Source organism: bacterium (assembly GCA_013360195.1).
Classification (GTDB): Bacteria; Electryoneota; RPQS01; order RPQS01; family RPQS01; genus JABWCQ01.
The window spans coordinates 78469-103276 of the sequence record JABWCQ010000009.1 but is presented as its reverse complement, the minus strand read 5'-3'; the positions used below and the strand labels follow the sequence as shown (position 1 = coordinate 103276).

Annotated in this window: 31 protein-coding genes; 4 read left to right on the top strand and 27 right to left on the bottom strand. The window is 52.9% G+C overall.

The annotated features are described in order from the left end of the window. Positions 1 to 32: 32 nt before the first annotated feature. The 6 genes from HUU59_08325 to HUU59_08300 are packed head-to-tail and all read right to left on the bottom strand — an operon-like array spanning position 33 to position 5356. Entirely contained in the window at positions 33 to 1025 is a 993-nt protein-coding gene (locus HUU59_08325; protein NUO19436.1) for an esterase, read from the bottom strand. Continuing rightward, complete coding sequence (locus HUU59_08320) at positions 1022 to 2806, bottom strand: T9SS type A sorting domain-containing protein (GenBank protein ID NUO19435.1); 1785 nt, start codon at positions 2804 to 2806, stop codon at positions 1022 to 1024. The genes HUU59_08325 and HUU59_08320 overlap by 4 nt, the downstream gene beginning before the upstream one ends. Beyond that, entirely contained in the window at positions 2790 to 3254 is a 465-nt protein-coding gene (locus HUU59_08315; GenBank protein ID NUO19434.1) for a hypothetical protein, read from the bottom strand. Before HUU59_08315 ends, HUU59_08320 begins: the two co-directional genes overlap by 17 nt. Positions 3255 to 3313: 59 nt before the next feature. Beyond that, positions 3314 to 4654 carry a DUF3696 domain-containing protein gene (locus HUU59_08310; GenBank protein ID NUO19433.1) on the bottom strand — a complete coding sequence of 447 codons (1341 nt, stop codon included), beginning with the start codon at positions 4652 to 4654 and terminating at the stop codon, positions 3314 to 3316. A 22-nt stretch (positions 4655 to 4676) separates the two neighbouring features. Next, positions 4677 to 5156, bottom strand: a complete 480-nt coding sequence (locus HUU59_08305) for a DoxX family membrane protein (GenBank protein ID NUO19432.1) — start codon at positions 5154 to 5156, stop codon at positions 4677 to 4679. Between the two features lie 17 nt (positions 5157 to 5173). Next, positions 5174 to 5356 (bottom strand): hypothetical protein, encoded by a 183-nt coding sequence (locus tag HUU59_08300; GenBank protein ID NUO19431.1) that lies wholly within the window; start codon positions 5354 to 5356, stop codon positions 5174 to 5176. On the opposite strand from HUU59_08300, the gene HUU59_08295 reads away from it, so the two are divergent. Then, positions 5355 to 5885 (top strand): hypothetical protein, encoded by a 531-nt coding sequence (locus tag HUU59_08295; protein ID NUO19430.1) that lies wholly within the window; start codon positions 5355 to 5357, stop codon positions 5883 to 5885. The two genes, HUU59_08300 and HUU59_08295, sit on opposite strands and share 2 nt — an antisense overlap. Beyond that, positions 5882 to 6571, top strand: a complete 690-nt coding sequence (locus HUU59_08290) for a hypothetical protein (GenBank protein ID NUO19429.1) — start codon at positions 5882 to 5884, stop codon at positions 6569 to 6571. Before HUU59_08295 ends, HUU59_08290 begins: the two co-directional genes overlap by 4 nt. A 200-nt stretch (positions 6572 to 6771) precedes the next feature. Here HUU59_08290 and HUU59_08285 read toward each other — a convergent pair whose 3' ends face one another. The 20 genes from HUU59_08285 to HUU59_08190 form a co-directional block, all read right to left on the bottom strand. Continuing rightward, a complete protein-coding gene (locus tag HUU59_08285) occupies positions 6772 to 7314 on the bottom strand; it encodes a rhodanese-like domain-containing protein (protein NUO19428.1) in 543 nt (180 codons plus the stop codon). After that, positions 7311 to 8153: an LOG family protein gene (locus tag HUU59_08280; GenBank protein NUO19427.1), complete on the bottom strand. Its 843-nt coding sequence runs from the start codon at positions 8151 to 8153 to the stop codon at positions 7311 to 7313. The genes HUU59_08285 and HUU59_08280 overlap by 4 nt, the downstream gene beginning before the upstream one ends. 404 nt (positions 8154 to 8557) lie before the next feature. Further along, positions 8558 to 9985, bottom strand: a complete 1428-nt coding sequence (locus HUU59_08275) for a T9SS type A sorting domain-containing protein (protein NUO19426.1) — start codon at positions 9983 to 9985, stop codon at positions 8558 to 8560. 67 nt (positions 9986 to 10052) lie between these two features. Next, positions 10053 to 10448, bottom strand: coding sequence for a VOC family protein (locus HUU59_08270; protein NUO19425.1), 396 nt, complete (start codon positions 10446 to 10448; stop codon positions 10053 to 10055). Between the two features lie 240 nt (positions 10449 to 10688). Continuing rightward, positions 10689 to 11444 carry a T9SS type A sorting domain-containing protein gene (locus tag HUU59_08265; GenBank protein NUO19424.1) on the bottom strand — a complete coding sequence of 252 codons (756 nt, stop codon included), beginning with the start codon at positions 11442 to 11444 and terminating at the stop codon, positions 10689 to 10691. 156 nt (positions 11445 to 11600) lie between these two features. Further along, positions 11601 to 12731 carry a saccharopine dehydrogenase NADP-binding domain-containing protein gene (locus HUU59_08260; protein ID NUO19423.1) on the bottom strand — a complete coding sequence of 377 codons (1131 nt, stop codon included), beginning with the start codon at positions 12729 to 12731 and terminating at the stop codon, positions 11601 to 11603. A gap of 31 nt (positions 12732 to 12762) precedes the next feature. Continuing rightward, positions 12763 to 13161: a hypothetical protein gene (locus tag HUU59_08255; GenBank protein ID NUO19422.1), complete on the bottom strand. Its 399-nt coding sequence runs from the start codon at positions 13159 to 13161 to the stop codon at positions 12763 to 12765. A 142-nt stretch (positions 13162 to 13303) separates the two neighbouring features. Next, positions 13304 to 14041 carry an ABC transporter ATP-binding protein gene (locus HUU59_08250; protein NUO19421.1) on the bottom strand — a complete coding sequence of 246 codons (738 nt, stop codon included), beginning with the start codon at positions 14039 to 14041 and terminating at the stop codon, positions 13304 to 13306. Next, positions 14038 to 15210 (bottom strand): hypothetical protein, encoded by a 1173-nt coding sequence (locus tag HUU59_08245; GenBank protein NUO19420.1) that lies wholly within the window; start codon positions 15208 to 15210, stop codon positions 14038 to 14040. The genes HUU59_08250 and HUU59_08245 overlap by 4 nt, the downstream gene beginning before the upstream one ends. A 5-nt stretch (positions 15211 to 15215) precedes the next feature. Continuing rightward, positions 15216 to 15719, bottom strand: coding sequence for an SRPBCC domain-containing protein (locus HUU59_08240; GenBank protein ID NUO19419.1), 504 nt, complete (start codon positions 15717 to 15719; stop codon positions 15216 to 15218). Positions 15720 to 15744: 25 nt separating this feature from the next. Next, positions 15745 to 16128, bottom strand: a complete 384-nt coding sequence (locus tag HUU59_08235; GenBank protein NUO19418.1) for a HEPN domain-containing protein — start codon at positions 16126 to 16128, stop codon at positions 15745 to 15747. 17 nt (positions 16129 to 16145) lie between these two features. Continuing rightward, complete coding sequence (locus tag HUU59_08230; GenBank protein NUO19417.1) at positions 16146 to 16466, bottom strand: nucleotidyltransferase domain-containing protein; 321 nt, start codon at positions 16464 to 16466, stop codon at positions 16146 to 16148. Continuing rightward, positions 16463 to 16630: a hypothetical protein gene (locus HUU59_08225; GenBank protein ID NUO19416.1), complete on the bottom strand. Its 168-nt coding sequence runs from the start codon at positions 16628 to 16630 to the stop codon at positions 16463 to 16465. The genes HUU59_08230 and HUU59_08225 overlap by 4 nt, the downstream gene beginning before the upstream one ends. Next, positions 16600 to 17106, bottom strand: a complete 507-nt coding sequence (locus HUU59_08220) for a hypothetical protein (GenBank protein ID NUO19415.1) — start codon at positions 17104 to 17106, stop codon at positions 16600 to 16602. The genes HUU59_08225 and HUU59_08220 overlap by 31 nt, the downstream gene beginning before the upstream one ends. A gap of 11 nt (positions 17107 to 17117) precedes the next feature. Continuing rightward, positions 17118 to 19055: a DNA topoisomerase (ATP-hydrolyzing) subunit B gene (gene gyrB / locus HUU59_08215; GenBank protein NUO19414.1), complete on the bottom strand. Its 1938-nt coding sequence runs from the start codon at positions 19053 to 19055 to the stop codon at positions 17118 to 17120. 15 nt (positions 19056 to 19070) lie between these two features. Further along, positions 19071 to 19442: a HEPN domain-containing protein gene (locus tag HUU59_08210; GenBank protein ID NUO19413.1), complete on the bottom strand. Its 372-nt coding sequence runs from the start codon at positions 19440 to 19442 to the stop codon at positions 19071 to 19073. A gap of 24 nt (positions 19443 to 19466) precedes the next feature. After that, on the bottom strand, positions 19467 to 19790 hold the full coding sequence (locus HUU59_08205) for a nucleotidyltransferase domain-containing protein (GenBank protein ID NUO19412.1): 324 nt from the start codon (positions 19788 to 19790) through the stop codon (positions 19467 to 19469). Continuing rightward, positions 19790 to 20443, bottom strand: a complete 654-nt coding sequence (locus HUU59_08200; protein NUO19411.1) for a hypothetical protein — start codon at positions 20441 to 20443, stop codon at positions 19790 to 19792. Before HUU59_08200 ends, HUU59_08205 begins: the two co-directional genes overlap by 1 nt. A 91-nt stretch (positions 20444 to 20534) precedes the next feature. Beyond that, a complete protein-coding gene (locus HUU59_08195; protein ID NUO19410.1) occupies positions 20535 to 21659 on the bottom strand; it encodes a hypothetical protein in 1125 nt (374 codons plus the stop codon). 182 nt (positions 21660 to 21841) lie between these two features. Continuing rightward, a complete protein-coding gene (locus HUU59_08190; protein NUO19409.1) occupies positions 21842 to 23263 on the bottom strand; it encodes a T9SS type A sorting domain-containing protein in 1422 nt (473 codons plus the stop codon). A 182-nt stretch (positions 23264 to 23445) separates the two neighbouring features. On the opposite strand from HUU59_08190, the gene HUU59_08185 reads away from it, so the two are divergent. Continuing rightward, entirely contained in the window at positions 23446 to 23868 is a 423-nt protein-coding gene (locus tag HUU59_08185; protein ID NUO19408.1) for a hypothetical protein, read from the top strand. Positions 23869 to 24074: 206 nt separating this feature from the next. After that, on the top strand, positions 24075 to 24476 hold the full coding sequence (locus tag HUU59_08180; protein NUO19407.1) for a prepilin-type N-terminal cleavage/methylation domain-containing protein: 402 nt from the start codon (positions 24075 to 24077) through the stop codon (positions 24474 to 24476). A 104-nt stretch (positions 24477 to 24580) separates the two neighbouring features. Here the strand turns inward: HUU59_08180 and HUU59_08175 are convergent, their stop codons facing one another. Next, complete coding sequence (locus tag HUU59_08175) at positions 24581 to 24808, bottom strand: hypothetical protein (GenBank protein ID NUO19406.1); 228 nt, start codon at positions 24806 to 24808, stop codon at positions 24581 to 24583.

The following is a 24808-nucleotide window of genomic DNA, read 5'->3' as shown; positions in this document are numbered from 1 at the left end:
GATGCCACTCTTTGTTTATCTTGCCCGTTTCCTTACCATCTTTCGCCGAGCCACTTCAAGCTTTCGTCATATCGCCACTGCGTGTTGAAATGCCCGCCTTCAAATTCTTCGTGCGTGTGCGCGACCTCGGCTTCAATCAGCCGTGTTGACAATATCCGCGCACCCCACTGCAAATGAAACTCATCGCTGATGCCGCAATCGATGTAAACTCCGGAAAGTCTCTTCAAGTTCTCGATAATTCTCTCGTCACCTGCCATGCGCACGGGATCGTGCATCAGCCAGCGCTCCCAGACATCTTCGCGGATTTCCCCGGTTTGCAGGTCGAACGGATAATCAAACCCGTACGGCGAATCGGGATTGGGCGAATAACAAGCCGACATCGCGGTGATGTTGACCGCTTCGTTTGCCACGCGCTTGCGTTGATTACCGTAAAGCGCGATCATGTCTTTCGGCGAGGCGTGTTTGCGCAATTCCTTCAGCGCGTTTGGAAACTCCGGCAGGTAGCCGTAGTCGAAATAGCAATCCCCCGAATGCATGATACACCAGCCGAAGATCTCCGGATGCCGCGCCGCCAGCACGAATGCACCGTAGCCGCCCGAAGACTTCCCCATCACGACCGTCTTCTCCGGCGACAGCCCGGCGTGAAACTCGCGCCGCATCCACGGCACAAGCTCGCCGCACACATAATCCTCGTAGTCACCCGTCGCCGACGAGTTGATGTATTGCGCTCCGCCAAGTCTTGTAAAGCAATCCGGCATCAGCACCACACACGGCGGAATAACTTTCTCGTTTATCAGCCGCTCAATTCTGACCGGCAGCGGCTCCAGCCACGCGCTCCAGTTGATGTGCGTCAAGCCGCTGCCTGTGAATCCCGACAGTACCACCAGCAGCGGATATTCACCGCTCTTTGAAAATCCTTCCGGCAAATAAACCGGAGTTTCGCGTACGAAGTCGTCGCCGAGCGGATTGCCCTCAAGGCACCGCGAGCGAAACTCCTCTACGATAACTTGTCCGCGAGTTTTCATTTCAAGAGCACAAGCTTCGAGACTCGTCGCGATTCCCCCGCATTCAGCACGGCGAAATAAACTCCGCTTGGTTGTGCGTTTGCACTCCAATGGACAACATGCTCACCCGCATTGCGAACACCATCCACAAGCGTTGCCACCTCGCGGCCTGTTATATCAAAAAGCGTCAGCGAAACAGCGCTGTTTTTTGTCAGCGAGTAGCTCAACCGGAATTCCGCATTTCCGGGATTGGGATAAACCGAAAGTGAAAGCTCCTGCGGCAAAGTCGCTCGCGGCTCTGCGCTCGAGAACGTCGTCCCGATTACTTCCAGCGCGACGTACTCGTTGTATTCCGTCAGGATTCGCAGGCTGTTCGCGTACTCGCCTTCAATGCCGGGGACAAACGTCACGGTGATAATCGTGGAATCTCCGGGGAGTAATAAGATATCCTGCGCGCAGCACGACGTCGTAAACGGTCCCGCCTCGACCATGTCAAAGATAGACACATTGGCGTCGCCGACGTTCTTCAATGCGACCTCCTGTACCATCGTCTCTCCTGCCGCAGCGTAAAAAGTCAGCGTGTCGTTTGAAAGTACAATCGCCGGACCGGTGGTATCGGGGAATTGCAGGTGAGAGCGCCACACTCCGCAGCGAAAATCCGCGAAATATCCTGCGGCAATTACATTGATGTATCCTCCGCTCTCGCGCGCATACCCGAGCTCGGTGATTTCGGCCTCTACTTCCAGTTCAAGCTCCCACGTCGCGCCCCCGTCCGTCGTTCTCCACACCCGGCCAATCGCGTCTTCCGCGCTGCCGCCTGCGCAATAGCCCAGCGTGTCGTTCAGCAGCAGCACCGTGTTTAGCGGAATATTTGTTTGCAATGTGCGCGGCGACCATGTCTGGCCGAAGTCATTGGTGTAGCGCACCCAGCCCGAAGACGGATCTTCACTGCCGCCGCACACGATGGCATGTCCGCTGTTCGGCGCAAAATCAATATCACGGTCACCCAGCGGATCCGCCGCCGGAAGCTGCTGCCACGAAAATCCGCGGTCCAGTGACAGCCATTGATTCGAACCGACCGCATAGATGAAGTTATTCATCGTCGTCACTTCGCTCACCCACGTGCCCGTGAATCTTTCCGGCAGTGTGTCCCAATTCACAGATGTGAGCATCGAATCGTTGCGGTATATTCGCGCGTCGAGGCCGGCCAAGGCTACAGCTATATTAGAATCCGGAGCGGCGATACCGGTCAGCCACCGATCGCTTTCCAGGGTGTGGTTGAGAGAGTCTGCCGGCCACAAAACATGTTGCGAACCGAATCCGCGAATCAACCGCAGAATGCCGCCGTTACCTGCAACGTCATAAACGGCAATGTAAATGCTGTCCGCGTTCAGCTCCGTCCTGCGCACGGGCCGCCATGTAATATCGGAAATAAATCTGGGATGACGGAGCGATTGAAAAACGGGCGAAGGGGTCGGAGCAGGCTGCGGATCCAGGTTGGTCCAAGTGCGGCCGCCGTCAAGTGTGCGGAATATCGTATGGAGGGTAGCGAGAAATGCGCGCGTCTGATTCGCTTTTGCAAATCCGACCGGCACAGCCCCCCAATAATCCGGCGCAAACTGTGACGCGTCATACAGAGTCTGCACATACACCCAGTTCTCGTCCAGCGCGCGCGAGTTTTCGCGCGGCACATGAAACTCGGGCATAACGTCCGGCTTGGTCGGCAGCATGCGAGGAGCAGCAATCAATAGGCTGCTAACAAGCACTCCTAATACAAGAGCAATGCTACGCCGTTTCACCATGCTCGATTCTCCATCTCGCCGCTTGGTCTGAGCAAAGAAACTCTATGCTGATGCCAACGCGTTGCAGAGGTTTCTTGTGAATCCACCAATCAGAATCAACTGCATTCAGAATTGGAACAGGTTGGCCAAGATGATTCGCATACGCAAGCGCAGTCACCACAAATTTTCTGTCTGAACGATCAAATTGTGAAAGTTCGTCGTCCGTAGGAAATCCTTCAAGTTCTCCGCTCGCATCAATCTGAACCGGCGTTTGTTGACATCGGCTCGTGTTCCACGAGTTTGTAAGGACCCATTTCAGAAACTCGTCTCCGATTCGTGGCTGACCGGATTGATTAAGCTTGTTCTTGTACTCGCCTATTATGAACCACTTATCATCAATTACAATACGGGTCTTGTCGTCAAACAAATCTTTCAAAGTGGTAATGCATGCCAAAATGCAGCTTCCCATGGCTTCTGGCGTTTCTCCGCTCGCGACGAGCGGGACGTTCGTGTCGATTATCCGATCCGTCAAGTGCGCTGAGCCTTGATTTGTGCTTCTGTCATAGCAATAATATCCCCCGCAGAATCACCAAAGAACCCTCTCGGCCAATTTGTGATATTCCCGAGCAAGTCAATATCTAACGCTTCTATCTTAGACTCGCTTTCAGCATGTTGGCAAAAGTACAATCGTACATCTTTCTGAGGAATCATTTTTTCTGCAACTCTTCTTTGAAGGCGCCGTAAAAAATGCTCGGAATGACTCTCAACTATGATTTGAATCTTCCGTGTCTGTGCAGCGTCTATTAGCACATCGGCCAACCCCTGCTGTACTGCGGGATGTAGATGTATTTCCGGTTGCTCAAGTAAGATCGTACTTTCGCTCGGAACGTAATAACATAGCGTTAGCACAGGAAGAATTTGCGACACACCAAACCCAACGTCGGTAATAAGCACTTCGTGAGAATTTGCGGCTCGCTTCACGCGAACTTGATACTGTTTCTTGTCGTCGGAAAGTTGGTGGAGTCTAAAAGAGTGGATCATTCCAAGCTCTTGCAGCCATGTTGCAATTCGCTCTTCAAGTGACATCGCTTTTGTACCTTTTCCGCGCCTTATATAATCCTCCCACTTTCGGGACGCGAGAATCGCCGCAATTGAATTTTCTCCTCTTCTTCCAACGTCTTCGGGAATATCTCCCCCCCAAACATAGTTTCGTTTCGGATATTCTCTTAGTGGCCCCAGGTAGTAAAGACGAGAGAGTTGTTGCTCGAGCTCATAGGCGTAGTCTTGAACGAAATCCATGCGCTGAAAATAGGTGCGTACTTCATCTGGAAAGCCATAACACTTAATTGGATTTGGTACCGGCCATTTCCTGCCTACTGCGCGCACCTTTTCGTATCCAGAAGCAATAATGTCATAATGGCCTTCCTTGCCATTCTCAAGGCGCGTCATTCCTATTGATTTTTCACCCAGCTTGTAAAGAAAATTTGATGTTGTAGGAACCCCATCTATCTCCTTGACATGAGTTGCAAAAGACAAGTTAATCGGAAAAGCTGGCTTCTCACCAAATCCAAACGCATACTTGCTTTTGCCGACTTGCCAACTGAGATCCAGCTCAAGCCCTTGATTGTTAGCGTGACCAAATAACATGTCTGAGAACACGCCTAAATCAACATAAGACGTATCGTCACCCGTACGCAATGGTGCGCGCCGATCTGTCCCCTCTTTGGTTTGCTTGAGCAACAACAGGGATTGCAACAAGCTCGTTTTGCCGGAGCTATTCGTACCAAAAAAGCCCGTTACGCGAGACAAGTTGATATCACCAGTCTCGCGCCAGGACTTGAAGTTCTTTAGACTCAGCCGTGTAAGCATTGGAATTGCAGACCTACTTGTATTAGAGTCTGTATCGTGGTTTAGGCGGACAGGCGCGCATGTAAATGAAAATCGCCATCGCCAGCCACCCGAGATTCTCGAAAATCTTGCTCCATCCGACTTTCGTTGCTAATGCCGCTGCAGTCGCGGAGTTTCCGAAGCAACCGCAATCAATGTTCAATCCGCGCATGACGGCTTGAAAGATTAGCACCGTGAACAAGGTCAGCAAAAACACAAAGACCAGTGCGGCACCGCGCTTCAGTTTCGGCAGAAACAGGCAGATTGCCGCCACGGCTTCAAGTGCGGGCAGGAGCATCGCCGTCAGATAGACATAATTCTGTCCGATGACGGGCAGGCTGACCTTGTAGTTTGTAATCGACCGTGCGAAGTCCGCCGGATCGAGCAGTTTCGGCCATGCCGCATAAAGGAATAGCCCCGCCAGAAGCAGGCGAAATGTCCAATCGAGGCCGGTAAGTATCTGCTCGCGAAGGCTTCTGTTCATAACCTTTTATGATAATGTTATTTTTTCACAAAGTCAAGCGAAAGTCCGTCTATTTTCAAGGATTTACGAGCAATTTTAGGCGCATTTTTTACCCCAATTCCTCTCCACCATTTCCCCCTCCGCCAAACTCCCGCCTTGACATTCGCCCCCAACCAAACTACCTTGTAAGAACGCCCCAAATCCGCTTCCGGTTCACCCATGAAACTCCGTCGTTTTATTTCTCTTTTGATATTCCTTCTGCATTCCCCCCTGCTCGCGGGGGGGCAAGGGGGGGTGTTCTGGATCGCCAACGAGGGCCAATGGCAAGGCGACTTTCAATTCAAATGCGAGGTCGGCTCCACAATCTACTATGTCACTCCACAAGGGATGACCATAGACCTCCGTTCCTATGTAGGGGCGGATGGCAATCCGCCCGCGCAGGGCAACTTCGACCCTTTCGCCGAGCGGGGATTTAGCGCAGCGGTTCCCCGCCGGAATCCGCAGGTCCGCGGCCATGTGGTGCAGATTCACTATGTCATCCCCTCTGCTCGCTCTGGCTCCCTTCCTCCGTTCACGGGGGAAGGGCCGGGGATGGGGGTCGGTCAAAAAAAACTCCCCCACTACAGCAACTACTTCTTAGGCAGCGACAGCACAAAATGGCGCAGCCGTGTTGGGCATTATGAGAATGTCATCGTCCCCGAAGTCTGGCCCGAGGCGAACATAGAAACCCGCACAGATCAAATCCTATGAACAAACAACCTGACGAAGAAAGTGCTGGCGATGCTGTACACACTGTCACAAAAGCGGCGTTATCAGCTATCCCGATAGTTGGCGGACCAGTTCAAGTTCTCTTTGAGAGCATCTTCACAGCCCCTCTCGAAAAGCGGAAAGCTGCGTGGCTCAATGAGCTTGCTGGGGTAGTCAAAGAATTGGAAGCGCGGATTGATGAGTTTACCCCAGATATGCTTAGCAACAACGAAGACTTCATTTCTGCGGTAATGCTGGCTTCACAAATTGCTTTGCGAAACCATCAGGTCGAGAAACTCGCCGCTTTACGAAACGCTGTTTTCAATTCTGCCCTGCCTTCAGCCCTTGACTTTGACACGAAGATGGTGTTTCTACGATTGATTGACGACTTAACACCAACGCACTTGAAGATTCTCAAATTCCTGCGTGATCCCAGGTCATGGATTGAAGTGAATAAAATTGCAAAGCCGAATTGGTCCATGGGAGGGGTTTCAACGGTACTTGAATTATGCCTACCGGAAATGAAAGGCAAACGTGACATCTATGATCGGATAGTTCATGATCTTCAAGCGGAAGGGTTGCTCTCACAAGGAGGCTTTCTACATGGTACAATGACAGAAGACGGTATGTTAGCAAGCAGGATTTCTGGATTTGGCGCTGAGTTCCTTGCCTATATCACTCAAGCTTAGAGCTACGACTCGAACTCGTAGACGTCGGAGAAATGGAAGTACGTCGTCATAGCCAACAAATGAGCCATCCGAGTGGTCGTCAGGAATCTACTTCGCGACTCTCAAAACACCCGCACGATCTTTAACAACAAAACTTCTGCTCTTGAGATAAACAAAAAGCCCCGATATTCGGGGCTTTTCTATTTTCCATTTTCAATTTGCTATTTTCCCGGGTCTGCGCCCGTCTCAATCATATCCGTCTCCTTCGACCACTCTTCCCAACCGCCGGTAAATACCGCCAGTCTGCCGTAACCGTTTGCCAGCGCGAACTCGGCCAAATCGTGCGACAGATGGCAGTCCCCGCCGTCACAGTAAATAACAATCAAATCATCCTTCGGCAGCGCGAGAAATTTATCGCCGTGCAGATCAAGATGCTCAAACGGAATGTTGATCGCACCCGGAATATGTCCGGCTTTATAAAGCGTGTCCTCGCGTGCATCCACAAAATGAATATTACTCTTGTTGCGCTTCATGTGCAGCACCATCGCCGCGGCCAGATTCACTTCATAAGCCGAAGTGGACTTGGCAAACGCGCTGTCCGGCTTGGCCGCCATGTCGTCCGCAAATCCCTCCGGCGGCGAAATCAACTTAATCGGTTTCCAATGTCCCCAAAACGGCAAGTCACTGTGCGTCGCCACGCGCGCGCCAAGCCCCAGCAGCACGGCGGCAATCATCATCGTTGAAAGCTGTTTTCCCAAACTCATGGTTCCTCGGTGGTTTCAATTGCGCGAGATACGTCTATGCGATTGACAAGATAGTCATACGCTTCGTCAATGTCGTCTGTTAACAAAAACAGGTCAAGGTCGTCCGGAGAAATAACACCCCACTCTATCAACGCTTCAAAATTGATGACGTTGTTCCAGAATTCTGTACCGAATAATACAATCGGCAAATTGCGGCGAATCTTCTGCGTCTGTACCAGCGTCAGACATTCGAACAGTTCATCAAAGGTTCCGAAGCCGCCGGGAAACGCCACCAGCGCGCGTGACAGATACACGAACCAATACTTGCGCATGAAGAAGTAGTGAAACTCGAACGTGTAGGGTGGTTCGAGATAGCGGTTGACGCCTTGCTCGTGCGGCAGACTGATGGAGAGTCCGACGGTCTTCGCGCCGATCTTCTGCGCGCCGCGGTTGGCAGCTTCCATCATGCCCGGCCCTGCGCCGCTGCAAATCACATGGCGGTCACGCGGATCGGGCATCTGCTGATAGTGTGCCGCAAGTTTCGCAGCGAGCCGCTCGGCTTCATGATAATAATGTGTCAGCCTGCGAAACGACTCCGTGCGCTTGTGAATCTTTTCCGGAGTGATGTTGCGCTCTTTGGCCCACGATTCATTCAGCTTCGCAAGTTGCATGTCAAGCTCTTCTTCCGGCACCGAGCGTGCCGACCCGAAGAACACGATGGTACTGCGAATCTTCTGCAAACGCAGCCGCGATTGCGGCTCTAAATACTCGGCCAATATCCTTAATGAACGTGCGTGCGCGCTGTGCAGAAAGCGCGCGTTCTCGTACGCTTTGGGATGAAAGTCCTTATCGCTTTCGATCAAATTGCTAAATCCTTTCCCGCCCGCGAGTAACCCTCGCGGGTATTTACTAAACCCCTGAAAATGCTGGATTGTTCCCTTTTTCTCTTACATTCCGAGACAATAAGATATTGATTTATCGTCGCTTCGTCAAATTTTCTGAAGTTACGAACACCCTCAGAATGCCTCTCGAATTTTCGAGAAGCCTTCGTAAGTCCAATGCCAAAACCTGTCAATTCAAATTTGAACAAATGGTTAAATTGTTTCTGCTTTTCAGCCACAAATACTTGACAAACCATGGTTCATGTCGTATATTATGCGTGAAAAACGACCGCCACCCTCCGGCCGTCTGCTCCGGAATCTGGAGTGGTTTGCCCGAAGGGGCACAACATGTTGTGCCCGCATCTCCCCCGCCTTCCTATTTCCTATTTCAGAAACACCATTTTCCGCGTCTCCCCGAATTCCCCCGCTTCCAATCTGTAGAAATACACCCCCGACGACAGCCCGCTCGCATCATATAGAATAGTGTGCGATCCCGCGTTCATCATCCCGCCCGCAAGCTCCGCCACCTCTCTCCCCAACACATCATACACTTTCAAACTCGTCTGCAAAGCTCGCGGCAAATCAAATGTGATCTCCGTCGTTGCGTTGAACGGATTAGGATAGTTCGCATGCAACACAATTGACGACGGCAATTCACCCGTCGGCGATGTTGAAACAATATCAGGAGCGAAGCGTGTGAAATGCAAACCCTGATTGGGAATGAATGACCCACAGACAAGATATCCGTTATCTCTAAGCCTGACAATTGACCAAGTACCGTCAACTACCTCTGGTGCACTTTGTTGGCCGAAATCCCAACTGATGTCACCCTGCCCGGTCATTCGATAAAGCACTGGAGAATAATAATTGCTCGCTTGCAACCCGCCGATGAAAATAGCATCACCTCCACTGATAATATCGAAATCTCGAAAGACGAGGATAGTTAACGGCAAAGACGGATGAATTGTCCTGTTCCAAGTGCTGTCACCGTTCAGATTGTATTTCACAATCCATGGATACTCATTGAATGGGCCTTCATCGTAAATACCCGCTGCCCAATACTCGCCGTCTTCAGCCTTGCAGTCCCAAAAGCCAGTGCTTAAACCATGCTGACTGGCATATCGGTTCAACCAAAGCAGTTGACCGGTAGAACCAATCAATCCTGCGAATGACTCATAAATTCCTACCGTCTCGTTTTGACTATTGCCGACAAAGAAGACACGGCCCTGCTCATCTGCATCTGCTTCGGAAACCTGTTCGTCAAATACACTGTCACCGAATGTTGTTATCCATTCCGTCACAAAATTGCTATTCACCTTTTGTACCATTAAATCTGTGTTATTCCCTCGCCCATCTTTACCGATTACGACAGCGCCGCCATCCGGTGTTGCCGACACCACATCAAAGTTGACCGAGTCAACACCCGCTTGCGACATCACAACTCCGCCTTCAGGGTTAAGAATGAAAACGCGATCCGGTAAATCACTTCTGCCGTCATTACCTGTTATCGTGTCTGTTAAGACAACGAAATTCCCGTTCAACAATCTTGCCGCACCGTTAACGTAGTATCCGGAATCACAATAAGTGGTACTCCACAAGCTATCACCATCGGCAGCGAGTTTCAAGATTCTCAAGCCAAAAACCGGATTTTCTGACAAGATGGATGCGACTCCGCCATCATCTGTCTCAAATACATGCGGGTACGCATTTATCCCATACGTCCTCGTCCACAGCGTATCCGGCTGTGCAAACGTTGTCAAAGAGCAGATCATGATTGCATAAGCAATCCAAGTAAACCGTATTCGCTTCATAATCCCCTCCAAGGAATTTGTTTAGCGTAATTTCTTCACTACAATATTCGCCCCACGGCGAAAGGTGCTACTCTAATCCTTTGTGCCGCTTCGCAATCACAATCACATGTCCGTCGGGATCGCGATAGTAGGCCGCTTCGTCACCCCAGTTGCGCAGTTGCCACGGCGAAAGTTCGATTGCTCCGGCTTGCACGAGTTTCGCGCACTGTTTCGCCGGATCGTCACAGAAAAAATACAGCTCCGCTCCCGAAAGTTCGTTCAGGCCAACTTTATTTGGAACGATTCCCGTATTGAGGCCAAAACTGTTCCGCTCGTAAATCCCCAGCCTTCGGCCATCCGCCATTTCAAATTCCGCATACACCCGCACATCCACCGTCTGCTGAAAATCAAACGCCGCGCGATAAAACGCCAGCGATTTTTGAAAATCGCTAACAGCCAGTATCGTCAAAACGTGTCGAATCATGTGAGCAAGTTACTTTCAATATCGCGGCCTCAGGCGGCCCGCAAGAGTCCGATTTCCCTGTCTTTTTCTCCGTTTTTCCCGCCACCGCCCCTTTTATGCCTCTCCAGATTAACCCTCCGGCGCGTAAGTCCAATACTAAAATCCTTCCGCCGAGCGGGGATTAAGCGAAGTGCTTGAAAAGCACGTAGCGGTTCCCTGCCGGAATCTGAATCCGCTTTCCAATTTCCTATTTCTAATTTCCTATTTGAGTAGCACCATCTTCCGCGCATCCACAAACCTCCCCGCTTCCAATCTGTAAAAATACACTCCAGATGACAGCGCACTCGCGTCAAACGTAATCATGTGCGTCCCTGCATTCATCACTCCATTCACAAGCTCCGCAACTTCTCTTCCCAGTACGTCGTACACTTTCAAGCTCGCTTCCATTTCGCGCGGCAAGTCAAATGAAATTTCTGTCGTCGCGTTGAAGGGGTTGGGATAGTTTGCGTGAAGGGAAAGCTGGCGGGGCATACCGATAGTGAGATCGCCCGTTGACGAAACATCTTCGCACGTTTCACACGTCCAAACAATATCCGCAATTTCAGAGTCCGGACGAGCCACTATTACATTGCTTGTCCATTTTATTCCCTGATCACAAACCGGAACCAAAAGATAGAGTCGCAATGGAACTTCAGTAGTCTCGATTGCGAGCACAGGATCTGTACAGATTGTCCCGGGCACTCCCAAGCTCGTCTCGCCGTTCATCGAGAACATATTGTAATTTGCGCCCGGATCGTTTGGAGATCTCGGCAACAGGGTGTCCGCCTCATCCGGGCCATTGGCATTCTCGTCCCAGTAAAGGTAAACTACTGTTTCATCTGGCAGCGGACTTCCACCGCCACACGTATCCGTCAAAATATCCGCTGGGTCACATAGCGGAATGAAAATCTGCCCCCAACTCGTCCCGCTTCCCAACACCAACAATAAAATCAAAATTCCAACAGTCTTGGCCTTCATGACAATCCTCCCTTAAAGAACTGTTTTCGTGCTTCTGAATCCTGTTGCACTGCATTATATATACGAGCACGAAAGCGGCGACTCCCGTAAAGAGCGCCGCCTATCGTCAGCGTCAGCGCATTGAGTCCGGCTGTGCTTTACAAGCACTCACGCTGGCTACTTACGAAATCCGATCCAACGAAGCGCGAGTTCGCTCTTCATGGTTTCGAAATTCATGACGGTCTCCTGCGGATGTGCACCGGCGGGAATCTGTCCAAGCAAAATCGCGCGCGCTATCGCCGCCGACGGAAACGACGTCATCTGCCCCATCGCGGAGATATTGTTCACTTCGTCCTTCAAAACGTTAAGCTCCAATTTCTCCTCGCGGCCGCCGTCACCTTTCGCCCACACGCGCACCAGCACTCGGTCCGGTGTGTTCTTCGGCAAACTCTCTTCCAGCACACTGCTCAGCACTTCCCGCGGCGTCACGGCATTCCCGCCGAACAAAAACGCGCGCGTCGAAGTGAGTCCGATTTCCCGCAAGAACTGCAAATAGTCCGCGTGTCCCGGATAGCGAATCGTTTTGTAATCGAGCCGCTTCACTTTGCCCAGCAGCGTCCGCGGCAAGGTGGACGTTCCGCCCGAGGTGATGAACGCTTCAAGTTCGCCGACTCCGTCGAAATGCAGCGTCTCGACCTCCTCAAGCGACTTCACCTTCACCTCTTTGCCGTCGCGAATCTCGCGCGCGTCTTCCAGATACTCGTTTAACAGTCCGTGTATCGAAAAAAACTGCGCGTACTTCAAGCGGCCTTCCGGCACCTGCGGCAAACCGCCGACACGCACATGTACTTCGTCACAAACCGTGAAGCGGTTCACAAGCTCCATCGCCAAAATGTTCGTCAGGCCCGGCGCGAGTCCCGTGTCAGGAATCAAACATACGCCTTTGGCTTTCGCTTCGGCGTCCTGTGACAATATCCTGTCCGTGACTTCGGGATTACCGCCGAGGTCCACGAACGACACTCCGTTGGCCAAACAAGCACGCGCAATTGAAGGATTCAGGAAATACGGCACGCATGACTGACAAACTTTGACGCCCGCGAGCGCCTTGTCCAGCGAATCTTCGCGCCGGACATCCACAATCATGGGCTCTACAAACTCTGAGTCCAGCCACGCCGCCGCCTCGTCCACGGTGCCCCGCGACAAATCGGCCAAGCGAACTTTATACGGACCTTCTGGATGATGTACAAAAAAGTGAGCAGCGACGCGGCCCATCAGGCCCGCGCCTAAAATCAATATCGAAGGCTGCATATGTCCTTTACTCCCGCGTCAGTCGCGGGGCTTATGCGGGCTGCAGATCGTCTTCCGTGCGCTTCGTACTCAGCTTGCTGAATACTCCGTCGCGATCCATCAGCACGTTTATTCTGAATGTGAGCAAATCTTTTCTGACCGGAGGATAATCATGCGCCAGCTTCTCCGCCTCAATCATCGCGCGCACCTTGATCAGCCACATTCCGCCGACTGACGACAAGTATCGTCCCGAATATAACAACTGTCCCTTTTCCCGCAGCGCGTCAAGATAGGCCTGCGAGTCATGACGAAGCGAATTCATGGTGCGTTTTGTTGTGCCGGGTCGTCCGGCGAAGTGCACTTGCACGACGTATCCGTCGAGCGATTCGGGCAGCGAACGGCGCGTGCTCTTGCGTCCGCGAAAATTCCGCCCGTGTCTAACATAGCTCATTAATCTGTCTCTGCTCAGTCTGAGTTTAGTTTACGTATTCGACACCAGTTTACTCTCCCCAGAGTTCTGTTTTCACACCAGCTTCCTCAGGCTATGTGTAAACATCCGGCGGGGGCACGATTCCCGCCGAATGCGGCTTGCGTCAGAGTTCCCGCCGTTCAATCTTCGCGACGAGAATCTCCTCCAAAGTTTTTTCCGTCCGCCGCCGCAGGTCGTTAAGTTCCTGCTTCGACCAGTCCGCCGCAAGTTTTCCGTCTTGCAGCATCAGCACACGCGTGGCCGCGTGTTCGACGGATTCAATCGCGTGCGTGGACAGCAATACCGTCCAGCGCTCCGCCGCCACTCCGTCACTCAAATGTTTCTTCAATCTGTATGCCGCCACCGGATCGAGCGTGGCCAGCGCTTCATCCAACACGATCAATTTCGGCTCGCCGATCAGCGCCGCCAGAATCCCGGTTTTCGCCCGCATGCCCTGCGAATAACTGTCAATCGGGTCATCCAGCCGCCACTGAATTTCAAGCAACTCGCTTAACCCGGCAATCCCGCTTCTCCACTCCGGGCTCGTCTTTGTGCCGGCGGCGAATTCCAGAATCTGATTGCCCGTCAAGCCCTTTGGCAGCAGCTCCGCCTCAATCGCGTAGCCGATTTGCCGCTTGGCTTTCACCGGCTCGCGCAACATGTCAATATCACAGACGCGAATTTGTCCTGCCGTCGGGCGAAGCTGACCGCACAGGCATTTCAAGAATGTCGTCTTGCCCGAACCGTTCGCGCCGATGATGCCGATAAATTCTCCGGTCTTCGCGCTGACACTGATGTCACGCACCGCTTCGCGCGCGCCGTAATTCTTGCACAAGTTTTCGACTGCAAAGACGTCACTCATCGCGAGCGCTCCCCGTAGCCGAATTCCCACGCGCCCCAACCGCGCTCCGCAAGCCACACCGCGCATACGATTAGCCCGAGCACAGGGGCAATCAACGGCGCCTGCATTGAAAATACTCCGACAGCCAGCGCCGCCGCGAACATGAATAACGTCTGATTCAGTTTCGATTGCGGAAAGGCCAGCGCGACCAGGAGCTTTACAAACAGCAGTGCGGCCATCGCAACAACACTCGCGAGCAGCACGAGAAACCAATAGCCTCCGCCGGACACAAACGGCATCGCCGGCAACAGGCAGAGCACGAACAGGCTCGGCACAAGCACGCTTGATTCTGCGCACGACCGCGCCAGCTGCCGAAACCTGAGCGGCAGCGAGCGGCTCATGCGATAGAATTTGTCAAACCGCGGTTCGAATGCCGCGTTGATGAGCAGCGGAACAATCACAGCTCCAATCAACAACAGCTGCGGCTGGTTTTCACGGGCCGCCAACAGCATACACGCTAACAGAATTGCGCCCGCGAATACTGCGGTCAGCCACAAACTCGCCGCGCTCTTTTCCGCCAGCGCCATGTTCACAACTCCGCGCGCAAGCGGGTCGCGGAACTTTTGCGGAAGAACCCGGCGAAAGAAATTCTCCTTCTGCCGCACAAATTCATGCTCGGTCGGATCGTGCGGAGACAAAATCTCTTTCCGTCGCACCGCGCCGTGCGCCATCACAACAAGCGGCGGCGTTCCCAACAGAAGCATCGCTGTCAGGAAAGTCACGCGCTCTCCCAGCAGCAGCAGATCGATGACGAAAACAAAAAACAACAGGGAAATTCCTAACGCCGCATAACACGCTCGGCGCACCGCCCACAGCGCGCGCGTACGGGGAGCAACCGGCAGCGATTCCGTCCAATTTCCTTGCGCGGCACGCCGCTCGAGAACCGGATTCGCGCGGGCAACAAAGAGCGCAAGCGTGCCCGCCAGTATCGGCATTAAGTTTATAAGTCGCTCAAGCTGCGCGCCCGCCGCCTCAACAGCTTTGGTGACAATCTGAAACTGAAATCCCGCCAGCATCAGCGCGACGAACAATAGCAGCGCCAACTCAATTGCCGCGTCCTTGGGAAACTTTCGCGCGTCAGCAAACCAATTTCGCGCGTACGCCAGAGCGATGCGTTCAGGCGAAGGCACTTGTGTTATCGAAGTGCGGTCGCAAGCTCCGTGTGCCGCACGTGTCCGGGAAAATCCTGGCCGTGTAATTCAGCGTTCGCGTCATGGTCGCTCACGGATTCGGCCACTTTGCCGATTTTCTCAAGATAGAATCCGCCCCACGAATTGCGCATCATAGTACACGAACCTTCGTCGGGAAAACCCGTGGCCTTCATGTGCAGGGTGGTGCCGTTGGCCTGCGGTTCGAGTGTGAATTCAAGCCGCACGAGATAGCTGCCCTCTTCAGGTTCTTCGGGATTGATGGGCATCGGCGCGAGCGTGGCGATGCGTTCGCACACGTCGTAGAGCAGAATTTCCGCTTCGGCGAGGTCTCCTTCTTCGCTGCGCGCGCGCATTTTCCCGCCTACGCAGGCGTCATTCTGCACCCAGCGGTTGCCGTCCCACTGCGTCAAATATTTCGGATCCGTCAGCGCCAGCCATAGCTTCTTCGCCGACGCGCTTGTAGTATGTTTTAATTCGAATGTGTGCATGGGGGGTTAATTCACTGCAAAAGATTCAATTGGGACCTCGTTCGTGTTCCGATACGTCACCCAACACCCTGTTTCCGATTTCGACAAACAACTCCGCATGTTCGATTAGCTTCTTGACAACTTCTGGCCCGACGTTGACTTCAAAATCATAATCAGCAATGCCACGCTTGTCCAATGCATCGTGAAGAAATCTGTGGGATTCAAGCGGTACGCCGTTCTTGCCTGCAATATTCTTTCCGTAGGCTGCAACAACTGCTGTATGCTTAGAGAACGAGAGCCCCTTTTCAAGCAACAGCGCACTTGCAACGTAGAACATAGCATAATATGCTCGAGATACCGCGGCACGCAATGCATTGTACTGAAGCTCGCGTTTGGCCGTTGCAACATCCAGCTTTGCTTGAAATAGCATATCACGCTGCTTCTGGTTCACAGCGCAATCCCCTCGTGAGCTGCATTTCTCAATGTCGCACTCTTCCTTGCTTCATACTGCGCTCTGGATATGTACATACAGCAAATCACAACACCGAGTCGCAATGAGATATCAGCCGTTATTGGAACGACTTGATCGCTCTCCACGAATGGCTCCACCTCCCCCTCCAGCACAACCAGCACGTCCACGTCGGAATCTTCGGTGGCGTCGCCGCGGGCTTGCGAGCCGAATAGAATCAACTGCGACAACCGCTCTCCGTAAAGTTCGGTCAGCCGCTGCTTCAGTTCAGCTAGGATAGGTTTGAGGGATTCGTTCATTGCGGCTTCTTCTCTGTCATCATCAGCGCTTCGCGTCGCCACGCCCACATGCGCTTTAGGATTGCAAACTTTTCTTCAAAACTGAGTGCAACCATCTCTTCGCGGCGAATCTCTTTTTGCTCAAACGCTTGCTTTAAGAACTCAGCTTTTGGTATTCCAGCCATTTTTGCTCCAAGTCAAAACGCTTGATGATTTCGAGGAATCTATCGTTTGAAAACTTCTTGTCTTTCATTAGCAGGACAAGTTTCGTTTTGTCTTTCGGTCGCCCAAGATTCAGATAAATACAAGCAAGATATTCTGGCCGGAAGAACCTCGCGACACCGGACCCGGTTTCCATTTCAACAGCTTCGCGCATTGCCTCTGCTTCAAGCTTGTCAGGCGGAACGATAATCTGTATGCTGGAACCAGCGATGATCACATACTGACCTTGCGCTTCAATTCCCATTTCGCGCAGACGGTTGTAAATGGGATGCATATTCACCAGTGCGGACTCGCCTTTAAGTTCGACGAATACATCCACATCTTCCGTATAGAACGGCTCAGAATGAAAGATTGTCGCAACTCCACCACCAAGCGCCCATGACGTGATGAGGCCCTCACGCTGAAGCAAATCAAAGACGTCCGCTATTTCCTTAAACACGGAACAATTCCCTACACATCAATCGCCGTAGCATATTTCGCGTTTTTCTCGATGAACTCGCGGCGGGGCTCGACGGCGTCGCCCATGAGCATCGAGAAGGTGTGGTCTGCGGCGGCGGCGTCTTCCAGCGTCACGGCGAGCAGTGTGCGGTTCTCCGGGTCCATGGTGGTTTCCCAAAGCTGGTCGGGATTCATTTCACCGAGACCTTTGTAGCGCTGGACCATCACACCCTGCTGCGAGCCGCCGAATTCCTTTTGAATGATGGCATCGCGCTCGATTTCGTCCATCGCGTAGCGTTTCTTCTTGGCCTTCGAAATGCCGTAGAGCGGCGGCTGGGCGATGAACATTTTGCCCTGCTCGATTAACGGCCGCTGATACCGGAAGAAGAACGTGAGCAAGAGCGTGCGGATGTGCTGGCCGTCCACGTCGGCATCGGTCATGATGATGATTTTGCCGTAACGGCACTTCTCGACTTCAAAATCCTCTTCAGTCGCGATGCCCGCACCGATGGCGGTAATCAGCGTGCGCAATTCTTCGTTAGCGAGAATTTTGTCCAGCCGCGCCTTTTCGACATTGATGACTTTTCCGCGCAGCGGCAGGATGGCCTGAAACTCGCGGTTGCGACCCTGCTTCGCCGATCCGCCTGCCGAATCTCCCTCAACGATGAACAGCTCCGATTTTTCAACATCCTTGGTCGAACAGTCGGCGAGCTTGCCCGGCAGCGACCCGGACTCAAGCGCGGTTTTGCGGCGCGTGAGATCGCGCGCCTTGCGCGCGGCTTCGCGGGCGCGCGCGGCGAGAATGGATTTTTCAATCAGCTTCTTCGCGTCATGCGGATGCTCTTCGAAATATTCGCCGAGTTTTTCGTTGACTATCTGCTCGACGATGCCCTTGACTTCGCTGTTGCCGAGTTTGGTTTTTGTCTGACCTTCAAACTGCGGCTCCTGCACGCGCACGGAAATCACGGCGGTCAAGCCTTCGCGCACGTCCTCTCCCGAGAGCGCCATCTTCTCGTTCTTGAAAAGCTTGTTCTTCGCGGCGTAATTGTTAATCGTTCGCGTCAACGCGGTCTTGAAACCGACCAAATGCGTGCCGCCTTCAACCGTGTGAATGTTGTTGACGTAGGTGACGATGTTCTCGGTGTAACCGTCGTTGTACTGCAGGGCGATTTCCACCGGCACGCCTTCGCGGTCGGCGGAAAAGTAGATGGGCTTCGACTGCAGGGGCGTGCGGTTTTCGTCGAGATATTTCACGAACTCGGCGATGCCTCCTTTGAACTCGAACGTCTCTTTCGTGCCGTCGCGCTTGTCTTCCGAAATAATCTTCAAGCCGCGATTCAAATACGCGAGTTCGCGCAGGCGCTCGAGCAGCGTGCCGAAATTGAATTCGGTGATTTTGAAAATCTGCGAATCGGGCATAAACGTCGTGGTCGTGCCGCGTCCGCGTGCCTTGCCCACCTCCTGCACCGGCCCCGTCGGCACACCGCGCACATAGCTTTGCTGATAACGCACGCCGTCGCGCACGACTTCGACCTTCAGCGATTCGGAAAGCGCGTTCACGACCGACACGCCCACGCCGTGCAGACCGCCGGAGACCTTGTAGGAATCCTTGTCGAACTTGCCTCCCGCGTGCAGCACGGTCATCACGACTTCGAGTGACGACTTCTTCTCCGTCGGATGCATTTCGACGGGAATGCCGCGTCCGTTGTCGCGCACGGTGATGGAGCCGTCCTGATTGACGGTCATTTCGATTTCCGTGCAATGTCCGGCCATGGCTTCGTCCACGGAATTGTCCACGACTTCATACACGAGGTGGTGCAATCCGCGCACACCGATGTCGCCGATATACATGGCCGGGCGTTTGCGAACGGCCTCAAGCCCCTTAAGCACCGTAATAGACGATGCGCCGTAATCTTTGCTCACTTTGCTTTCAAATATTGTTTCGGTCATTTTAGCTTTCGTGTGTTACTGCTGGTCCTCGAGTGAAACATCACCTAAGATGCGATCCCCAAGTTCGACGAACTTCTTCGCGTTGTCAACGACAATCTGTACTTCTTCGCGACTGAGCTTAATCGTAAAGTCGTAATCGGCGGTTCCTCGTTCTTCAAAAGCATCAATCAGATGGCGATGAAATTCGCGCGGGATGTCATCACCTTCGAGAATGCGCTTACCGAATGCATCTATCAACGCTGAATGCTTCTTGAATGACTTTTGCTGTTCAAGCAATATAGCACGCGCAACATAGAACATTGCATAATAGGAGCGTGAACACGCGGCACGGAGCATGTTGTCATTCAAACTCTTCACGGCCTGTTGCGCATCAAGTTTGGCTTGCAAAAAGAAGCTCTCGCTGTTCTTTTGTCATACTTCCACTCCGTCAAGATGTACGTTATACATCAATGAATCGTCCCCTGTTTCATAGCGTGCGTCACTAACAACGACACGCTGGATCACGACTGAGTGTTTGAGACAAATTTCAGCCGTGGATTCAAGTGTGGCTCTTCGTTCCTGTGCCTGATCAACCTCCCCTTTCAGCACGACCAGCACATCAATATCCGAATCCTCTTCAGCATCCCCGCGGGCTTGCGAACCGAACAGCACGAGCTTACTCAGTCGCTCGCCATAGTGCGCGGCGAGCGCTTCGCGGAGTTCGTCTAAGATCGGTTTTAGCTTCGGATTTTGCATCAAACAGCGACTCTTTTCCTATCGAGCCACATCGCAATTAAACTGAACACGACATACATCACCAGCCCCATGCCCGCGAGTGCGGTGATGCTGGGCGGCGCTTCACCTGAGAACGTGGTCATGGCAAAGGTGCCGAGTAAAAACAAACAGAAAATCGGCATTCCCCATGTGCAGAGCTTTCCGGAAGGCTTGGTGGTCTTCATGTAAATCCACAATCCGCCCAAGAGCAACGCACCTTCGAGCGCGACGGTGCCGATTTTGCTGTTCCACAATCCCAGCCCCACCATCGGCGAATCGCCGAACGCGAGCGGCAAATCGGGAAGATGAACGGGCACATCCAAAAACCAATGCGAGAGCGCGACGGCTCCGAGAACCAACGCGACGCGCGCGTTCCACAGGATGCGCGCCATTCCGTAAACCAACGCACTCCACACGACCGCCATCAGCAGGCTGTGCGAGTACGGATAGGAAACGAAATTGAGCGGACTGGCCGCCGTGTGTCCGGGATGAATCTCAACCTGCTCGATTCCTGCCAGCACAAACGACGTCCACAAAATATCCACGACCTGCGACGCGACAAACAACCACCCGAGCGAAAGCTTCGGCTCAAACTTTTTCGCAGCCAGCGCGACACCGTAATGTCCAATGAACAAGTTGCTTCTCCCTGAATAAACTCACTCGCTGCGCGGGTGCGCACTCAGTTGTGGCACCCGCGCAGCAAATCAAACACCGCTTGACAAGCGGTTACGCTTCGACCAAGTGGCCTTCACGAGCGGCTTCCATTTCGGCGACGGTGGTCGCATGTTGGAAGTTGGCGAAGGTGACGGGGAAGGCGTCGATCTCTTCAATCGTGGACTTGCCGACCAGCGATTGCAGGATACGGTTCATGCCGAATCCGCAACCGGCGTGCGGCAACGCGTGGCTGCTCACCTGCTCGATATACGGTGCGAAGTCGGCGAGTACCGAGGCTTCAACTTCTCCTTCAGTCACGTTCTTGCCTGCGCGCGCGAACCACTCGAAGCGGCGCGACACGAGATGCTCGAACATGAGGCTGTTGGTCAAACGCTGCTTCAACAGATCCAGCAAGTGCAAACGCACCGCCGCGCCGACGGACTCGCCGCTGCCGGGAAGAATCAGATCCGCGCTGTCAATGCGGCCCTTGCCGTCGGGGAACATGTTGAAGAACTTGATGACGCGCAGTTCGCGGCCGTCGAGTTCGGGATGCTCCCACATCGGATCGGGGAACTTGGTCAGGAACACCGGGCCGTACATTTCAGCGAGCTTGAGTTCCTGCCAATGTGTGAAGTCCATACCCCACTCGATGGGTTCACCGTCTTTTTTCAGAATCGCGATGGCTTCGTCATAGGTCAACTTCGCGAACGGCGTGGTCGCCCACTTGTGCAATTTCTTCGCGTGCGCTTTGTTGATGCCAAGCTCACCCGCGTGTGCGCTGATGTTGGACGCGAGCGCCTGCACGAAGCCTTGAATCTCCTGCAAGAGCGCACCGTAGAGTTCCGTTTGCTCGCCGACGAATTCGATTTCGTGCAAGCTGAACTCCATGCAGTGACGGCCGTCGGACGGATTGTGACGTTCGCCGCGGAAGCTGCGGCCTACGGTGAAGGTTTTCGGGAACAGCCCGAGCGCGCCTTCGAGGTGAAGTTGTCCTGTCTGCTTTAAGAATACGGGTTGCGCGGCCCAATTCAAACTTGAATCAAGCGACGCTTCCATTAATGAATCCACAAATTCGCAGGCACCTGACGCGCGCACCATCGAAGGAACTTCGACGTAATGATAGCCACGCGCCCACCAATGACAAAAGCTGGTTTGGGTGCTGAGGTGCCACAGTTTCACTTGCTGTTCGAGGGTCATGATCATACTCCTTGTTTTCTAACCGTGATAAATTTTCGGTGCGGCTCACTGTCCGCGCCATTCCGAATTCCAAGTGGCGGCTCGCTGTCCGCCATTACTTACCGGTTCACCGGAGCAGGCCCTGCCTGCGTGTGTTTTGGGTTTGTGGATTCTCCTTTGTTTTGAGTTTTGTTTTCTTCTGACTACTTCAGCAACACCATCTTCCGGCTTTGCGAAAATCTTCCGCTTTCGAGGCGGTAGATGTAAACTCCTGAAGCCAAGCCTGTTCCGTCAAATGTTACGCGATGTGTTCCGGCTTCCAGCAGGCCGTCTGCGAGTGTTGCCACTTCGCGGCCAAGTATGTCGTAGACTTTTAGTGAAGCGAGAGTAGCTTTATCCAAGCCAAAAGAGATTTCTGTTGTTGGATTAAATGGATTGGGGAAATTTGGGTGAAGCAAAAATGCTGAGGGCAATCCAATAGTTGACCCCACATTCAACGATTCAAGTGGTCCAATTTTGACGGCCATTGCAAAACCTCGCCAATAGCTATCTTCAAAACTTGTTCTGCCAAGAACAAAAGCATATCCGAAATTATCCAATGCCAAAGCGAGCGCATCAAACTCCTCGTCGAATTCAAAGTCACTTTGCCATAGGATGTTTGCCTCCTCGTCCGCGCGAATTAGGCGCAGACGAGGTTCCCATGCACCAGTATCTGATATGCTTGCCGCAATCAAAATTGTGCCGTCTGCCATTCGCTTGGCTCCCGCCAAGTTTGTGCAAGTGTAGGGAGGGCCCACTACGTCCCGTCCCCACAAGGTGTCGAACACGGCACTAAAGAGATAAACTCTCAACGCACTTGTTGTGCTCTCGCCGTAAGCATTATGAAGCTCAATCGGGCATAAATATTCGCCGTTGTTTGAGCCTATAATCAGCGGGCGACAAACGTGGGTTTCCGCATCATAATTGGGAATGATAAAAGCAGTTTCCGTATTGCCAACGGCAAGGTTTAAGCCCCACTCAAAACATTGTCGCTGACCAACAAACACCAATTCTCCCAGAGAGTTTTCAACCACACTATTTGCAATAAAAATATCTTGGCATTCATCCTGCCACCACCGAAAATGGTCTTCCAGAAATTCGCCGTTTCGGTTTAGCTCGAAAAAACTGGCTTGTGTTCCATCGTTATCGTCAAGATATCGTACGACAATTCGACTAGCCAGGGGCATTAAGTGTGTTATGTGGTGCGGTTCGCCGGAAATCGACTCACTCGTTTCAGTATCAAGAACATTTCCCTCCTGGCTAATTGTCCAAAAGTTAGATGTCCATCCGTTTGAATGCGTTCCTTTTGTTGCAAGCATGATATTGCCATTCTCGAGAACCACAACACCGCTTGCAGTGTTAATTAGCAGATTTGATGACCAATTCGCCAATCCACCGGCAGAAAGTTTTGTAATAATTCCGTCAATTACACAAACTGGTGAACCATCGGGCAACAATTCAATGCCATAACCTTCGGATGTGACCGTATCTTCCCCCGTCCACACCCACTCCACTTGCGGTTGTGCGAGTAGTTCGAGGGGAAACAAGAGTGTGATAAAAACCAGCGTGAATCTTGACCTGTCCATGTCGTCCACCTCCGGCTGAAATTGCTCCGAGAAATGCGGCCTAAAACGGCCACTTGCCCGATTCACCTAAATCCGATAAATATACGAATTTTCAACCTTTTATTACAACTGACGAGCGGGGGAATAGATATTGCGAATATAGTTAGTAGACTAGAGCGAATGGGGCAAATCAAACAACAGCAATGGCGCAGAATCACGAACAACTTACGAAGACCCGCACGACCCAGATTTGGGTGGGACTGGCCGCAACGGTCGTTTTTATATCTTTGATTTCTGGACACTTAGCAACTCTACGTGACCGCAGTTTGGTGGCTTCGGCCATTCAGGACGCCAATCAATTCCGGCGTGCCCTGGCCGCATTTGAAGTGGACTACGGCCAATTTCCGCAGGACACGGTTTGGAACCCGCATGAACTGGTTCAGGGCCTGCGCGACCCGGACGGAAAGCCGTATCTGCGCCTGACATCGGAGACTGAAATCACGGGATTTACCTATATGCCGGATGCGGATGGACAAGGGTACACGATTGTCCTGCACGCACGCGACCGCAAGAACACTCCGGTCGTCGCCAGCCCGTCCAGCACGACGGCGGATGACGAAGGCTAAGCCACCATCATTGCCCCTCACCCCCTTCAGATAGCCTGCTACTCTTGCCACTTGGTTTACCGAGTGGCAAGCTGCACTCGCAAAATACCGCAGGACGCCTTGAGTCCGGGTCCGACAGATTCTCTTCAAGGTTGTTTTTACTGGTGAATGGGATGGCATTTCCCTTGCAAACGGAATCGGTGAAGCTCAAGATAGGAGAAAGTGCTATGCGGAACCAACGCGGATTCACCCTTGTCGAGTTACTGGTCGTGATTGTGGTCATCGGCATTATTGCCACGATTGCGGTCCCGCGCTTTCTCGCATCGCAGGATCGCGCATATATCACGGCGGCGGTTGCTGATGTTGACCATTTTCGCAAGGCGTTGGCGGTGTATGAGATAGATTACGGCGCGTATCCCGCGCAAAATTTCGGCAGCGTTGCGGCCATATCCGCGGCGCTGATTGATCCTTCGGGAAATGACTACATGATCTTGCCGGACGGACAGAATTTCTCCTCGTTTTCGTATACTCCCGTCAATAACGGAGAGAGTTACGAGATTCAAGTCGTTGCCACCGATCACGGCAACACGGGGGTGGTTGCAGACCCATTGGGCACGGCGGTGCAATAATACAGGTCGGCGACAACGCACAATGTAGAAAAGCGACCCGGGGGGGTCGCTTCTTGTTAGTTCGAGTACGGAGTATCCCCTCGACCCGAGGGGGGATCGGCGCATCAGCCGGGTGCCCAGCCGCTTGTGGCAAGAACCCAGACCACAAGCAGCACCATGACGAAGAGGAACAGATAGCGCCACGTTTTCGCCGCGCCGTATTGCCGAACCATTTCGTCTTTGAGATCTTCGCCGGGGGACCAACTGCGGCCGAACCACCACCACAGCTCCAGCAGTGCCCATGCTGCAAAAGCGATTCCGATAACAACCGCGATGACGAGTTTGTTTTCCAT

Excerpts from the sequence above, each read along its gene's own strand:
- HUU59_08325 (NUO19436.1), bottom strand. The coding sequence starts at position 1,025 with ATGAAAACTCGCGGACAAGTTATCGTAGAGGAGTTTCGCTCGCGGTGC.
- HUU59_08320 (NUO19435.1), bottom strand. The coding sequence starts at position 2,806 with ATGGTGAAACGGCGTAGCATTGCTCTTGTATTAGGAGTGCTTGTTAGC.
- HUU59_08315 (NUO19434.1), bottom strand. The coding sequence starts at position 3,254 with ATGGGAAGCTGCATTTTGGCATGCATTACCACTTTGAAAGATTTGTTT.
- HUU59_08310 (NUO19433.1), bottom strand. The coding sequence starts at position 4,654 with ATGCTTACACGGCTGAGTCTAAAGAACTTCAAGTCCTGGCGCGAGACT.
- HUU59_08305 (NUO19432.1), bottom strand. The coding sequence starts at position 5,156 with ATGAACAGAAGCCTTCGCGAGCAGATACTTACCGGCCTCGATTGGACA.
- HUU59_08295 (NUO19430.1), top strand. The coding sequence starts at position 5,355 with ATGAAACTCCGTCGTTTTATTTCTCTTTTGATATTCCTTCTGCATTCC.
- HUU59_08300 (NUO19431.1), bottom strand. The coding sequence starts at position 5,356 with ATGGGTGAACCGGAAGCGGATTTGGGGCGTTCTTACAAGGTAGTTTGG.
- HUU59_08290 (NUO19429.1), top strand. The coding sequence starts at position 5,882 with ATGAACAAACAACCTGACGAAGAAAGTGCTGGCGATGCTGTACACACT.
- HUU59_08285 (NUO19428.1), bottom strand. The coding sequence starts at position 7,314 with ATGAGTTTGGGAAAACAGCTTTCAACGATGATGATTGCCGCCGTGCTG.
- HUU59_08275 (NUO19426.1), bottom strand. The coding sequence starts at position 9,985 with ATGAAGCGAATACGGTTTACTTGGATTGCTTATGCAATCATGATCTGC.
- HUU59_08270 (NUO19425.1), bottom strand. The coding sequence starts at position 10,448 with ATGATTCGACACGTTTTGACGATACTGGCTGTTAGCGATTTTCAAAAA.
- HUU59_08265 (NUO19424.1), bottom strand. The coding sequence starts at position 11,444 with ATGAAGGCCAAGACTGTTGGAATTTTGATTTTATTGTTGGTGTTGGGA.
- HUU59_08260 (NUO19423.1), bottom strand. The coding sequence starts at position 12,731 with ATGCAGCCTTCGATATTGATTTTAGGCGCGGGCCTGATGGGCCGCGTC.
- HUU59_08255 (NUO19422.1), bottom strand. The coding sequence starts at position 13,161 with ATGAGCTATGTTAGACACGGGCGGAATTTTCGCGGACGCAAGAGCACG.
- HUU59_08250 (NUO19421.1), bottom strand. The coding sequence starts at position 14,041 with ATGAGTGACGTCTTTGCAGTCGAAAACTTGTGCAAGAATTACGGCGCG.
- HUU59_08240 (NUO19419.1), bottom strand. The coding sequence starts at position 15,719 with ATGCACACATTCGAATTAAAACATACTACAAGCGCGTCGGCGAAGAAG.
- HUU59_08235 (NUO19418.1), bottom strand. The coding sequence starts at position 16,128 with ATGCTATTTCAAGCAAAGCTGGATGTTGCAACGGCCAAACGCGAGCTT.
- HUU59_08230 (NUO19417.1), bottom strand. The coding sequence starts at position 16,466 with ATGAACGAATCCCTCAAACCTATCCTAGCTGAACTGAAGCAGCGGCTG.
- HUU59_08225 (NUO19416.1), bottom strand. The coding sequence starts at position 16,630 with ATGGCTGGAATACCAAAAGCTGAGTTCTTAAAGCAAGCGTTTGAGCAA.
- gyrB (NUO19414.1), bottom strand. The coding sequence starts at position 19,055 with ATGACCGAAACAATATTTGAAAGCAAAGTGAGCAAAGATTACGGCGCA.
- HUU59_08205 (NUO19412.1), bottom strand. The coding sequence starts at position 19,790 with ATGCAAAATCCGAAGCTAAAACCGATCTTAGACGAACTCCGCGAAGCG.
- HUU59_08195 (NUO19410.1), bottom strand. The coding sequence starts at position 21,659 with ATGACCCTCGAACAGCAAGTGAAACTGTGGCACCTCAGCACCCAAACC.
- HUU59_08190 (NUO19409.1), bottom strand. The coding sequence starts at position 23,263 with ATGGACAGGTCAAGATTCACGCTGGTTTTTATCACACTCTTGTTTCCC.
- HUU59_08185 (NUO19408.1), top strand. The coding sequence starts at position 23,446 with ATGGCGCAGAATCACGAACAACTTACGAAGACCCGCACGACCCAGATT.
- HUU59_08180 (NUO19407.1), top strand. The coding sequence starts at position 24,075 with ATGCGGAACCAACGCGGATTCACCCTTGTCGAGTTACTGGTCGTGATT.
- HUU59_08175 (NUO19406.1), bottom strand. The coding sequence starts at position 24,808 with ATGGAAAACAAACTCGTCATCGCGGTTGTTATCGGAATCGCTTTTGCA.